This window comes from Nocardia panacis (genome assembly GCF_003598715.1).
GTDB lineage: Bacteria > Actinomycetota > Actinomycetes > Mycobacteriales > Mycobacteriaceae > Nocardia > Nocardia panacis.
In genome coordinates this window covers 498,406-510,935 of sequence record NZ_QZFU01000016.1, presented here as the reverse complement: position 1 = coordinate 510,935, position 12,530 = coordinate 498,406, and the positions used below count along the sequence as shown (strand labels likewise).

Annotated in this window: 11 protein-coding genes; 10 read left to right on the top strand and 1 reads right to left on the bottom strand. The window is 67.9% G+C overall.

Annotated features, from left to right (window positions below; all coding sequences use genetic code 11):
- Positions 1-71 precede the first annotated feature (71 nt).
- The 3 genes from D5S18_RS10575 (at position 72) to D5S18_RS10565 (ending at position 3,061) form a co-directional block, all read left to right on the top strand.
- Positions 72-1,016 carry an ABC transporter ATP-binding protein gene (locus tag D5S18_RS10575; protein ID WP_120040542.1) on the top strand — a complete coding sequence of 315 codons (945 nt, stop codon included), beginning with the start codon at positions 72-74 and terminating at the stop codon, positions 1,014-1,016.
- The gene (locus D5S18_RS10570) at positions 1,016-1,819 is read left to right on the top strand and encodes an ABC transporter permease (RefSeq protein WP_120039625.1); all 804 of its coding nucleotides are present in this window, start codon (positions 1,016-1,018) and stop codon (positions 1,817-1,819) included. The genes D5S18_RS10575 and D5S18_RS10570 overlap by 1 nt, the downstream gene beginning before the upstream one ends.
- Positions 1,820-2,308: 489 nt before the next feature.
- A complete protein-coding gene (locus D5S18_RS10565; RefSeq protein WP_120040540.1) occupies positions 2,309-3,061 on the top strand; it encodes an adenylate/guanylate cyclase domain-containing protein in 753 nt (250 codons plus the stop codon).
- Here D5S18_RS10565 and D5S18_RS35295 read toward each other — a convergent pair whose 3' ends face one another.
- A complete protein-coding gene (locus D5S18_RS35295; RefSeq protein ID WP_203236675.1) occupies positions 3,062-3,211 on the bottom strand; it encodes a CG2302 family histidine operon protein in 150 nt (49 codons plus the stop codon).
- 174 nt (positions 3,212-3,385) lie between these two features.
- Between D5S18_RS35295 and D5S18_RS10560 the strand changes: the two genes are divergently transcribed.
- Genes D5S18_RS10560 through D5S18_RS10530 form a run of 7 tightly spaced genes read left to right on the top strand, consistent with a single transcriptional unit; the run spans position 3,386 to position 12,529 of the window.
- Positions 3,386-5,101, top strand: coding sequence for an acyclic terpene utilization AtuA family protein (locus tag D5S18_RS10560; protein ID WP_120039624.1), 1,716 nt, complete (start codon positions 3,386-3,388; stop codon positions 5,099-5,101).
- Entirely contained in the window at positions 5,098-6,249 is a 1,152-nt protein-coding gene (locus D5S18_RS10555; protein ID WP_120039623.1) for an acyl-CoA dehydrogenase family protein, read from the top strand. Before D5S18_RS10560 ends, D5S18_RS10555 begins: the two co-directional genes overlap by 4 nt.
- Positions 6,246-7,844: an acyl-CoA carboxylase subunit beta gene (locus D5S18_RS10550; RefSeq protein ID WP_120039622.1), complete on the top strand. Its 1,599-nt coding sequence runs from the start codon at positions 6,246-6,248 to the stop codon at positions 7,842-7,844. The genes D5S18_RS10555 and D5S18_RS10550 overlap by 4 nt, the downstream gene beginning before the upstream one ends.
- An 8-nt stretch (positions 7,845-7,852) precedes the next feature.
- Positions 7,853-9,910 carry an ATP-binding protein gene (locus tag D5S18_RS10545; protein WP_120039621.1) on the top strand — a complete coding sequence of 686 codons (2,058 nt, stop codon included), beginning with the start codon at positions 7,853-7,855 and terminating at the stop codon, positions 9,908-9,910.
- A gap of 5 nt (positions 9,911-9,915) precedes the next feature.
- Positions 9,916-11,076: an acyl-CoA dehydrogenase family protein gene (locus tag D5S18_RS10540; RefSeq protein ID WP_120040537.1), complete on the top strand. Its 1,161-nt coding sequence runs from the start codon at positions 9,916-9,918 to the stop codon at positions 11,074-11,076.
- A 9-nt stretch (positions 11,077-11,085) separates the two neighbouring features.
- Positions 11,086-11,910: an enoyl-CoA hydratase family protein gene (locus D5S18_RS10535; RefSeq protein WP_120039620.1), complete on the top strand. Its 825-nt coding sequence runs from the start codon at positions 11,086-11,088 to the stop codon at positions 11,908-11,910.
- Between the two features lie 4 nt (positions 11,911-11,914).
- Positions 11,915-12,529 carry a TetR/AcrR family transcriptional regulator gene (locus tag D5S18_RS10530; protein WP_120039619.1) on the top strand — a complete coding sequence of 205 codons (615 nt, stop codon included), beginning with the start codon at positions 11,915-11,917 and terminating at the stop codon, positions 12,527-12,529.
- The last annotated feature ends 1 nt before the right edge of the window (position 12,530 follow it).

Below are 12,530 nucleotides of genomic sequence, written 5' to 3'. Positions count from 1 at the left end.
TCCTCGAGGATGATCGAATTCGGCACCTTCTATTGACGCGCGGCCGCCGAATATGCGGAATGCTGGACCGCATGATCGAGCTGAGGGGACTGACCAAACACTATGGCCAGACCGTCGCGGTTCAGGATCTGTCCTTCACCGTCCATCCCGGACAGGTGACGGGCTTCCTCGGTCCGAACGGCGCGGGCAAGTCGACCACGATGCGGATGATCCTGGGATTGGATCGCCCCACCGGTGGCACCGCCCTCATCGATGGCAAGCCCTACCACGAGCTGACCCATCCGCTGCGCACCGTCGGTGCGCTGCTCGACGCCAAATGGGTGCATCCCAATAGGTCGGCCCGCGCGCATCTGCAATGGCTGGCCGCCTCCAATGACCTCGCCATGTCGCGGGTGGAGGAGGTGCTGCGGTTGGTCGGCCTGTCCGAGGTGGCGGGCAAACCGGCGGGCGGCTTCTCCCTGGGCATGTCGCAGCGGCTCGGGTTGGCGGGCGCGCTGCTCGGCGATCCGCACGTGCTGCTGTTCGACGAGCCGGTCAACGGTCTGGATCCCGAGGGCATCCTGTGGATCCGCCGGTTCATGCAGCGGTTGGCCGCCGAGGGGCGCACGGTGCTGGTCTCCAGTCACCTGCTCTCCGAGATGGCGCTCACCGCCGAACATCTCGTCGTCATCGGCCGGGGTCAGTTGATCTCCGATTCCACCACACAGGAGTTCGTCGAGCGCGCCTCGGAATCCTCGGTGCGCGTGCGCAGTCCACAGTTGGATCAGTTGCGCAGCCTGCTCACCTCCAATGGGATGACAGTCCGCGAGGACGGTGCGGGCCAGGACGGTCCGGCCCTGGTGGTCGCCGCGACCACCAGCGACGCGGTCGGAAAGTTGGCGGGCGCCAATGACATCACGCTGTTCGAGCTCGCGCCGCAGCGCGCCTCCCTCGAGGAGGCGTTCATGCGGATGACCGGCGGCGCGGTGCAATACCACGGCGAAGGCGCGGATCTGGTGATGGGAGGCGCACTCTGATGGGCGTATTGGCTGCGGAGCGCATCAAGCTCACCTCGACTCGCTCGCCCCTGTGGTGTGCGGTGCTGACAGTTGTTTTCGCCCTGGGCATCACGGCGCTGTTCGGCCTGCTGCTCAATGTCGCGCACAGCACCTGGGAGAGCAGGCCCGATCTCGGCGCACCGCCGCCGAACGCGGACAACGCCCTGGCCGGATTGGGCATCATGGGCGCCGCGCCGATCATTCCCGGCTTCGGCTACATCCTGATCATGATCCTGGCCACCCTGGCGGTGACGAACGAATACCGTTTCGGCACCATCAAATCCACCTTCCTGGCCATGCCGAATCGCAGCCTGGTGCTCACCACCAAGGCGGCCATGATCGCGGTGGGCGGCGCGCTGCTCTCGGCGGTGCTCACCTTCCTCGGATTCTTCATCCTGAAGGGCGTCACCAATGACGTGGTCGGCCAGACGCTGAGCCTGTCGAACGGCAGTCTGCGCGTGTTCTACGCGGTGCCGATCTTCGTGGCGCTCACGGTCTTCCTCGCGGTGGGTGTCGGTGCGCTGCTGCGGCAGTCGGCGGGCGCGATCAGTCTGCTGATCGTGTGGCCGGTGCTGGTGGAGCCGATCGTCGGTGCCTTCGGCAAGTACGGCAAGAACATCGAGGTGTTCCTGCCCTTCAAGAACGCGGACCGATTCCTGGGCACGGCGGCCGATTCGAGCTACTGGCACTGGGGACCCTGGGTCAGCCTGATCTATTTCGCGGCCTTCGTGGCCATTGTCTTCGGCGCGGCGCTGGTGGTGGTGAATAAGCGCGACGCCTGATTAGACGGCCCGAGTTGCCCTCCCTCGCCACTCGGGTTGTGGATACGCCTGCCTTGTCGGGAGGCCGCGTATCCGACCACCGCCCGCCACTGCCCGGCGGCGGTGCGGCCGGCGGCCCGGTGTGATTCCCCTTCACACCGGGCCGCTGGTGTTTCCAAACGGTAGCGTTGCGTAAACATCGGGTGCGATGTGACGCGGATCGCAGCATCGGGGCTGCGGCCGCCGCTAGCATCGGCTCAGCAACCAAAGCGTTACCCATCGGCGGACCCAATGGCGTGCCCGCTCCGTCCGATGAGAGGTACGACGGTGGCGATCATCAGCGACGAACCGACCCGCGAGCGGCTGCGATACCCTTCACCCGTGAGTCGAACACCTTCCGGCGGTGCAGAATCCGGGGCGATACCGGGCGACGAGCAGCCGGAGGTCGTCATCCCCTTGGAAGAGGTCGAGCGCCGGGCCGCGCGCCGTTCGCGTCCGCTGTCGACCCTGATGAATCAGCGGGACCTGATCGGCGTGCTGCGGCGCGGGCGCGAACTGCTGCCGGGCGATCCGGCCTTCGGCGATCCGCTGTCGGTCACCGGCCCCGGCGGCGCCCGCGCGGTGGCCCGCGCGGCGGACAAACTGGTCGGCGACACCCCGAGCGCGGCGCGCGAGATCGGTTTCGGCGCACTGCAGGTGTGGCAGGCGATGCTCGAGCGAATGGGGCGCGGCAAAGGTAGCCAAGAGGTAACTGTCATGTTCACCGACCTGGTGGCCTTTTCTCGCTGGTCGCTCTCGGCAGGCGATGAGGCCACCCTGGATCTGCTGCGGCGGGTGGCCAAGGCCATCGAACCGCCGATCGCCGAACGCGGCGGGCAGGTCGTCAAGCGGATGGGCGACGGCGTGATGGCCGTATTCCCGTCGGCGGACCCGGCGGTTCGCGCGGCCATCGCGGCCAAAGCGGCCCTCGGTGAGGTGGAGGTGAACGGCTACCGGCCGCGCATGCGGATCGGTCTGCACACCGGGTCGCCGCGCGAGATCGGCGGGGACTGGCTCGGGGTGGATGTCACGATCGCGGCGCGGGTGATGGAGGCGGGCGGCAATGGCAACACCATGCTCTCCGAGGCCACCCTCGACGGGCTGGACGAGCCGACCCTGGCCGAACTGGGCCTGGTGGCCAAACCGTATCGGCGCAGCTTCTTCGCCGCGCCGCTGAGCGGGGTGCCCGAGGACCTGCGGATCTTCCGGTTGTCCGGAGCGTAGTTACCGCATCCAGAGCACCGCGCCGACCGCGGCGAGGACCGCGCACACGCCGAGCGAGATCGACAGCCTGCGCGAGGTCTTCCATGTCGTATAGGCCCCGCCGAGGAGGAATCCGGCGAGGGCGAACAGGACGATAACCGCTGCGTTCACCCCTCGATTTTGTCATCCTGCAAGGTGGCTCCCCCGCGCGGATCGCAAGGCGCGAATTAACAAGCACGCGTGCTTGCTTTTTTGGAAGTCGGATGTGATGCTGGACTCCGGAACGTGGACCGCACCGGGGGCGGCAGTGGTCGCCCCCGGCTCCGTACAGGAGGCAAATCCCTGATGAGTGCGCTGACCGCCGATCCGGATCTGATCCGAATCGGCAACTGTTCCGGCTTCTACGGCGACCGATTCGCCGCCATGCGCGAGATGTTGGAAGGCGGGCGCCTCGATGTGCTCACCGGCGACTATCTCGCCGAGTTGACCATGCTGATCCTGGGTCGCGACCGAATGAAGGACGCGAACCTGGGCTACGCGAAAACCTTTGTGCGCCAGATCGAGGACTGCCTCGGGCTGGCGCTCGAACGCGGCGTGCGCATTGTCGCCAACGCGGGCGGACTCAATCCCGCCGGACTGGCCGAACAACTGCGCAAGGTTGCCGCCGGTCTCGGACTCGACGCCAAGATCGCCCACGTCGAAGGCGACGACCTGACCGGCCGCGCGGCCGAATTGGGCCTCGGCGCACCGCTGACCGCCAATGCCTATCTCGGCGCGTGGGGCATCGTGGCCTGTCTGAACGCGGGCGCGGATATCGTGGTGACCGGCCGGATCACCGACGCCTCCGTGGTCCTCGGCCCGGCGGCGGCCCACTTCGGTTGGGGCCGCACCGATTACGACGCGCTCGCGGGCGCGGTGGTGGCGGGCCACGTGGTCGAATGCGGAACCCAGGCCACCGGCGGCAATTTCGCCTTCTTCACCGAACTGGCCGACCTCGGCCGCCCCGGTTTCCCGATCGCCGAGATCCGTCGCGACGGCAGCAGTGTCATCACCAAGCACGCGGGCACCGGCGGCGCGGTGACGGTGGATACCGTCGCGGCGCAGTTGATGTACGAGATCCAGGGCGCGCGCTACGCCGGTCCCGACGTGACGGCCCGCCTGGACAGCATCCGCCTGTCCGCGGCGGGCGCCGATCGGGTGCGCATCGACGCGGTCACCGGCGAGGCGCCCCCGCCCACCCTCAAGGTTTCGCTCAATACCCTCGGCGGCTTCCGCAACGAGATGGAGTTCATCCTCACCGGACTCGATATCGAGGCGAAAGCCGAACTGGCACAGCGGCAATTGGAGGCCTGGCTGCCGGTGCGTCCGGCCGAGCTGAGTTGGACCCTGGCCCGCCTGGACCGGCCCGATGCCGCGACCGAGGAGCAGGCCAGCGCGCTGCTGCGCTGTGTGGTGCGCGATCCGGACCCGAACAAGGTGGGACGCGCCTTCGCCAATGTCGCGGTCGAATTGGCGTTGGCGAGCTATCCCGGATGCAGCTTCACCACCCTGCCCGGCAACGGATCGCCCTACGGCGTCTATACGCCCGGCTATGTCGAGGCGACGCAGGTGCCGCATATCGCGGTGCTCCCGGACGGCACGCGGGTCGATATCGACCCGGCGGCGCAGACCAGGGAACTGGTCGAGGTGCCCGAACCCGAACTGCCGCAACCCTGGCCGCACGGCGCGACCCGCCGCGCCCCGCTGGGCGCGATCGCCATGGCCCGCAGCGGCGACAAGGGCGGCAATGCCAATATCGGCGTGTGGGTGCGCGAGGAGGCGCAGTGGCGCTGGCTGGTCGACACGCTCACCGTCACCCGGCTCAAACAGTTGCTGCCCGAGACGGATTCGCTCACCGTCACCCGCCACGTGCTGCCGAATCTGCGCGCGGTGAATTTCATTGTCGAGGACCTGCTCGGCAAGGGCGTGGCCTACCAGGCCCGATTCGATCCACAGGCGAAGGGACTCGGCGAATGGCTGCGGTCCCGCCACCTCGACATTCCGAGGGAGCTGCTGGCATGACCAAGGTGTGGGACACCCCCGAACGACGCGAATTACGCGCCACGGTAAGGGGTTTCGTGGAACGCGAGGTGCTGCCCCAGCTCGACGGATGGGAGCGGTCCGGGGAGATCCCGCGCGAACTGCACCAGAAGGCGGGCGCGCTGGGCCTGCTCGGCGCGCAGTTCCCGGAGTCGGCGGGCGGCGCGGGCGGCGACCCGGTGGACGCGCTCATCGTCTGCGAGGAATTCCACCAGGCGGGCGCGTCGGGCGGGCTGTTCGCCTCGCTGTTCACCTGCGGTATCTCGGTGCCGCACATCATCGCCGCGGGCGATACCGCGCAGATCGAGCGCTGGGTGCGGCCGACCCTCGCGGGGGAGCGGATCGGTTCGCTCGCCATCACCGAACCCGGTGGCGGCTCGGATGTCTCGCATCTGCGGACCACCGCGCGCCGCGACGGCGACCACTATGTGGTCAATGGCGCGAAGACCTACATCACCTCCGGTGTGCGGGCCGACTACGTGGTCACCGCCGTGCGCACCGGCGGGCCGAGTTCCGGCGGCGTCTCGCTGCTGATCATCGACAAGGACACCCCGGGATTCACCGTCGGCCGCAAACTGGAGAAGATGGGCTGGCTGGCCTCCGACACCGCCGAACTGTCCTATGTGGACGCGCGGGTGCCGGTGGAGAATCTGGTCGGACCGGAGAATTCCGGATTCCTGCAGATCGCGGGCGCGTTCGTCAGCGAACGGGTGGGTTTGGCGGTGCAGGCGTATTCGAGTGCGCAGCGCTGCCTGGATCTGACCCTGGAATGGGTGCGTGCGCGCGAGACCTTCGGACGCCCGCTGATCAGCAGGCAGGCCGTGCAGAACACGGTCACCGAGATGGCGCGCCGCATCGATGTCGCCAGGGTGTACACCCGCACGCTCGCCGAGCGGTCGGCCGCCGGCGAGACCGATCTGATCGCGGAGGTCTGTTTCGCCAAGAACACCGCCGTGGAAGCGGGGGAATGGGTGGCCAATCAGGCCGTGCAATTGTTCGGCGGACTCGGCTATATGCGCGAATCGGAGATCGAACGCCAGTACCGTGATATGCGGATCCTCGGTATCGGCGGCGGTACGACCGAAATTCTGACCGGCCTGGCCGCGAAGCGATTGGGGTATCAGTCATGACGAGGCTGCGCAGCGCGCTCGATCCGAATACCGCGGAGTACCGGGCGGCGGCCGAGGCGATGATGGCCAAACTCGCCGAGGTCGACGCCGAGTTCGCCAAGAATATCGGTGGCGGCGGCCCGGAGAAGGTGGCGCGGCATCGCAAGCGCGGCAAGCTCACCGCGCGCGAACGCATCGAACTGCTCGTCGACGAGGATGCGCCCTTCCTGGAGCTGTGTCCGCTGGCCGCCTGGGGCAGCGAATTCCATGTCGGCGCGAGCGTGATCGCGGGGATCGGCATTGTCGAGGGCGTCGAATGTTTGATCGTCGCGCCCGATCCGACGGTGCGCGGCGGCACCTCCAATCCCTGGACGCTGCGCAAGAACCTGCGCATGAACGATATCGCCATGCAGAACCGGCTTCCGGTGATCGCGCTGGTGGAATCGGGTGGCGCGGATCTGCCGACGCAGAAAGAGGTCTTCGTGCCGGGCGGTCGCATGTTCCGCGATCTGACCCGGCTCTCGGCCGCCGGAATACCCACCATCGCACTGGTTTTCGGCAATTCGACGGCGGGTGGGGCCTATATCCCCGGCATGTCCGACTACACGGTCATGATCAAGGAGCGCTCCAAGGTCTTCCTCGCCGGTCCGCCGCTGGTCAAGATGGCCACCGGCGAGGAATCCGATGACGAATCGCTGGGCGGCGCCGATATGCACGCCCGCGTCTCCGGTCTGGCCGACTACCTGGCCGCCGACGAGCCGGACGCGATTCGGATCGGACGTTCGATCGTCAAACGGCTGAATTGGCGCAAGCAGGGGCCGAGTCCGCGCGCCGAAATCGTCGAACCGCGGTACGACCAGGAGGAATTGCTCGGTATCGTGCCCTCGGATCTGAAGATCCCCTTCGATCCGCGCGAGGTGATCGCGCGCATCGTCGACGATTCGGATTTCGACGAATTCAAACCGCTCTACGGTGGCAGCCTGGTGACGGGATGGGCGGAGCTGCACGGCTATCCGGTCGGCATCCTGGCCAACGCGCGCGGCGTGCTGTTCTCCGAGGAGTCGCAGAAGGCCACCCAGTTCATTCAACTGGCCAACCGGTCGAATACGCCGCTGCTGTTCCTGCACAACACCACCGGCTATATGGTCGGCAAGGAATTCGAGCAGAAGGGCATCATCAAGCATGGCGCGATGATGATCAACGCGGTCTCCAATTCCAAGGTGCCGCATATCTCGCTGCTCATCGGCGCGTCCTACGGTGCGGGTCACTACGGCATGTGCGGGCGGGCCTATGATCCGCGCTTCCTATTCGCCTGGCCCAGTGCGAAGTCCGCCGTCATGGGCGGTGCGCAATTGGCCGGTGTCATCTCCATTGTCGGCCGCGCCGCCGCCGAATCGCGCGGTATGCCCTTCGACGAGGAGGCCGACGCGGGTATGCGCGCCATGGTGGAGGCGCAGATCGAGGCGGAATCGCTGGCCATGTTCATGTCGGGCCGCCTCTACGACGACGGCGTGATCGATCCGCGCGACACCAGGACGGTATTGGGTATGGCGCTCTCGGCCATCCACAATGCCCCGATCGAGGGTGCCGACGGCTTCGGCGTCTTCCGGATGTGAGGCACCCAGTGGAAATCTCGAAGGTTCTGGTCGCGAATCGCGGCGAGATCGCGCGCCGGGTATTCGCCACTTGTCGGCGCATGGGGCTGGGCACCGTGGCGGTCTATTCCGACGCCGATGCCGACTCCCCGCATGTCGTCGAGGCCGATACGGCCGTCCGGTTGCCGGGCAACACGCCTGCCGAGACCTACCTGCGTGGCGACTCGGTGATCGCCGCCGCGCGGGCGGCGGGTGCCGATGCCATCCATCCCGGCTACGGATTCCTTTCCGAGAACGCGGATTTCGCGCGCGCCGTGCAGGACGCGGGCCTCCTCTGGATCGGGCCGCCCGTGGCGGCCATCGAGCAGATGGGCTCGAAGGTGGCCGCCAAGAAGTTGATGGATGCCGCGGGCGTCCCGGTGCTGGCCGAACTCGATCCCGCCGAGGTGACCGAGGCGCACCTGCCGGTGCTGATCAAAGCGTCGGCGGGCGGCGGCGGTCGCGGTATGCGCGTGGTGCGCGAGTTGGCCGAGCTCGACGACCAAATCGCCGCTGCCAGTAGGGAAGCCGAATCCGCGTTCGGCGATCCGACCGTCTTCTGCGAGCGCTACCTGGCCACGGGTCGCCATATCGAGGTGCAGATCATGGCCGACGCGCACGGTGTCACCTGGGCGGTGGGGGAGCGCGAATGCTCCATTCAGCGCCGACATCAGAAGGTGGTGGAGGAAGCCCCCTCGCCGCTGGTGGAGCGTATCGGACACGCGATGCGCGCGTCAGGCCCGGAGGAGGTAGCGGAGCGTAACCACGGAGGGGTCGCGCGCATCGCCAATGGAAACAGCATGCGCGAGCGGCTTTTCCAAGCCGCGCGGCTGGCGGCGGAGGCCATCGGATACACCGGAGCCGGCACCGTCGAATTCCTGGCCGACGAGGCGGGCGAATTCTTCTTCCTGGAGATGAATACCCGTCTCCAGGTGGAACATCCGGTCACCGAATGCACCACCGGACTGGATCTGGTCCGGCTGCAACTGTCGGTCGCCGCCGGTGCGGCGCTGCCCGCGCAACCGCCGGCCATGCGCGGACATTCGATCGAAGTCCGCCTCTACGCCGAGGATCCCGCACAGGACTGGCAGCCGCAGAGCGGCACCCTGCACCGTATCGAAATCCCCATGGTGGCAGCGGAATTCGATCTGCTGGACCGGTCGGGCGTGCGTCTGGACTCGGGTGTGGTGGACGGTTCGGTGGTCGGCGTGCACTACGACCCGATGCTCGCGAAGGTCATCTCCTACGCCGAAACCCGCGCCGAGGCCGCGCGATTGCTGGCCGACGCGCTGCGCCGCGCGCGCGTGCACGGTCTGGTGACCAACCGGGAGCTGCTGGTGCGGGTGCTGCGCCACCCGGCCTTCCTCGCGGGCGACACCGATACGGCCTTCTTCGAGACACATGGATTATCCACTCTCGCAGCACCTTTGGCGAGCGAGGAAGATGAGCGACTGAGCATTGTCGCGGCGGCATTGGCCGACGCGGCGGCCAACCGCCGTGCGGCGCGAGTGGGCGGCCCTCTGCCGAGCGGCTGGCGCAACCTGCCTGCGCAGTCGCAGCAGAAGCGGTACGAGAGCCGGGTCAGCGGTGTGCACGAGATCGGATACCGGTTCACCAGGGGCGGTGTCGAAGTGGACGGATCGGCGGGGCTCGAGCTGATCGAGGCCACTCCCGAACGCGTCGTACTCGGCGTATCCGGCGGTGTCCGAAGGGATTTCGCGGTCGCCCGCTACGGTGAGCTGGTGTGCGTCGATTCGGCGCTCGGTCCGGTGAGCGTGCGCAGGCTGCCCCGCTTCACCGACCCGGCCGATCAGGTGGCCCTGGGATCGCTGCTCGCGCCCATGCCCGGCAGCGTGATTCGGCTCGGGGCGCAGGCGGGCGCGCGGGTCGCGGCCGGTCAGCCGATCCTGTGGCTGGAGGCCATGAAGATGGAGCACAAGATCCTCGCCCCCGCCGCAGGCGTGCTCACCGCCCTCAATGTCAGCGTTGGTCAGCAGGTCGATGTCGGCGCCGTACTCGCGGTGCTCGACCCGGAAACCCAGGAGTGAATCCGATGAGCTTCATCGAATCCGAAGAGCAGAAGGCGCTGCGGGCCGCCGTGGCCGCGCTGGCCGCCAAATACAACTACCGCGACTACGTCCTGCCCAAGGCGCGCCGCAACGAACCGCTGGACGAACTGTGGGCCGAGGCGGGCGCGCTGGGCTTCCTCGGGGTGAACCTGCCCGAGGAGTACGGCGGCGGCGGTGCGGGCATGTACGAATTGGCGCTGGTGATGGAGGAATTGGCCGCGCAGGGCGCGGGTCTGCTGCTCATGGTGGTCTCGCCGGCCATCTGCGGCACCATCATCACCCGCTACGGCACCGACGCCCAGAAGCAGACCTGGCTGCCCACACTCTCCGACGGGTCGGCCAAGATGGTCTTCGGCATCACCGAACCCGACGCGGGCTCCAATTCGCACCAGATCACCACCACCGCCCACCGCAACGGTGACGATTGGCTGCTCACCGGCCGCAAGATCTTCATCTCCGGGGTGGATCAGGCCGAGGCGGTGCTCATCGTGGCGCGCACCGAGGATCACAAGACCGGCAAACTCAAGCCCGCGCTGTTCATCGTCCCGACCGACGCCCCCGGCTTCGTGAAGACGCCGCAGGAGATGGACATCATCGAGCCCGACCATCAGTTCACGCTGTTCCTCGACGAGGTCCGCCTGCCCGCCGACGCGCTGGTCGGCAAGGAGGACGCGGCGCTGATGCAGTTGTTCGCCGGACTCAATCCCGAGCGCATCATGGGCGCGGCCATGGCGGTCGGCATGGGCCGCTATGCCATCGATCGGGCCGTGGAGTACGCGCGCGAGCGCACGGTGTGGAAGTCGCCGATCGGTGCGCACCAAGGTATCTCGCATCCGCTGGCCCAGGTCAAGGTGGAGGTGGAGCTGGCCAAGCTGATGATGCAGAAGGCCGCGACCCTCTACGACGCGGGCGAGGAGATGGGTGCGGCCGAGGCCGCGAATATGGCCAAGTACGCCGCCGCCGAGGCCAGTATCAAGGCGCTGGACCAGGCCATTCAGACCCACGGCGGGTCCGGCCTCACCAAGGAGTACGGTCTGGCCGCCATGCTCGCCGCGGCCCGGATCGGGCGCATCGCGCCGGTCAGCCGGGAGATGGTGCTCAATTTCGTCGCCCAGCACTCGCTCGGCCTGCCCAAGTCCTACTGAGGAGGGTCGATGACCGAGAACGACGGTGGTGCGGTGCCTTTCGTGCGCTATTCGGTGGATGCGGCAATCGCGACGCTCACACTGGACTCCCCGCACAACCGCAATGCGCTCTCCAGCAAGCTGGTTCGGGAATTCCGCGCCGGACTCGATCGCGCCGCCGCCGATCCGGCGGTGCGCGCGATCGTGCTGGCGCACACCGGGAATACCTTCAGCGCGGGCGCCGACCTCACCGAGGCGGGCAATGCCGATCCGGCCGTCGCCGCCGACGAGCGCACCAGGCTGATGATCGCAGTGCTGCGGCGGCTGGTCGAGATTCCGAAACCGGTGCTCGCGCAGATCGATGGCAATGTCAGGGCGGGCGGTATGGGCATCGTGGCGGCCTGCGATATCGCGGTGGCCGGACCCGCCAGTTCCTTCGCGCTCACCGAAGTGCGAATCGGGTTGGCCCCGTTCATGATCTCGCTCAGCCTGCTGCCGAGGATGGACGCGCGCGCGGCGAGCCGCTACTACCTGACCGGTGAGCGGTTCGACGCCGCGGAGGCCGCCCGCATCGGCCTGGTGACCGCGGCCGTCGCCGATCCTGCGGCCGAGATCGCCCGGCTCTGCGCCGAATTGCGCAAGGGCGCACCGCAGGGGCTGGCCGAGGCCAAACGGTTGGTCAACGCGCCGATCCTCGCCGAATTCGACACTTCCGCCGAGGAGTTGGCCCGCCGCTCGGCCGCCTTCTTCGGCACCGCGCAGGTGCACGAGGGCATGATGGCCTTTCTGCAGCGTCGCCCGGCGAGCTGGGCGGTAGCGGCCGACGTGGCGGCCACGCCGAACAGGGCAGAATAACGCCATGGCGACACCCCACGAACCCAAGCAGGACCGCAGCCGAGCAACTCGGCAGCGCCTGCTCGAGGCGACCATCGACTGCCTGGCCGAACTCGGCTGGGCGGCGGCCACCGTGGCCGTGGTCGCCGAGCGGGCCGGGGTGTCACGTGGCGCTGCCCAGCACCACTTCCCCACCCGCGAGGATCTGATCACGGCCGCGCTGGAGTACATGTTCGACACCAGGACCGCCCAGGCCAAGCAGGAGGCGGCCCTGCTCGACGCCACCACCGTCGGCGTGGCGCGCACCCACGCCGTGGTGCGCGGGTTGGTCGAGTCCTACACCAGCCCGCTGTTCAAAGCGGCACTGCAGGTGTGGACGTACGCGGCCGCCGACCCGGTGCTGCGCGAGCGAATCGTGCCGTTGGAGGCCAGATTCGGTCGCGTCTCGCACCGCAGGGCGGTGGAGGCGCTCGGTGTCGACGATCGCGACCCGGTGGCCCACCATCTGGTACAGGCCACCATGGATCTGGCGCGCGGGCTCGGGCTGGCCAATGTGCTCACCGACGATTCGGCGCGGCGCAAGGACATCATCCAGCAGTGGGCGGCCACCCTGCACGCCGCGCTGTATCCCGAAGGCTGAG

What these genes read in the sequence shown, in the direction of transcription:
- D5S18_RS10530 (WP_120039619.1), top strand. Translation starts at nt 11,915, where the DNA reads ATGGCGACACCCCACGAACCCAAGCAGGACCGCAGCCGAGCAACTCGG.
- D5S18_RS10565 (WP_120040540.1), top strand. Translation starts at nt 2,309, where the DNA reads ATGAATCAGCGGGACCTGATCGGCGTGCTGCGGCGCGGGCGCGAACTG.
- D5S18_RS10575 (WP_120040542.1), top strand. Translation starts at nt 72, where the DNA reads ATGATCGAGCTGAGGGGACTGACCAAACACTATGGCCAGACCGTCGCG.
- D5S18_RS10540 (WP_120040537.1), top strand. Translation starts at nt 9,916, where the DNA reads ATGAGCTTCATCGAATCCGAAGAGCAGAAGGCGCTGCGGGCCGCCGTG.
- D5S18_RS10535 (WP_120039620.1), top strand. Translation starts at nt 11,086, where the DNA reads ATGACCGAGAACGACGGTGGTGCGGTGCCTTTCGTGCGCTATTCGGTG.
- D5S18_RS10550 (WP_120039622.1), top strand. Translation starts at nt 6,246, where the DNA reads ATGACGAGGCTGCGCAGCGCGCTCGATCCGAATACCGCGGAGTACCGG.
- D5S18_RS10560 (WP_120039624.1), top strand. Translation starts at nt 3,386, where the DNA reads ATGAGTGCGCTGACCGCCGATCCGGATCTGATCCGAATCGGCAACTGT.
- D5S18_RS10555 (WP_120039623.1), top strand. Translation starts at nt 5,098, where the DNA reads ATGACCAAGGTGTGGGACACCCCCGAACGACGCGAATTACGCGCCACG.
- D5S18_RS10570 (WP_120039625.1), top strand. Translation starts at nt 1,016, where the DNA reads ATGGGCGTATTGGCTGCGGAGCGCATCAAGCTCACCTCGACTCGCTCG.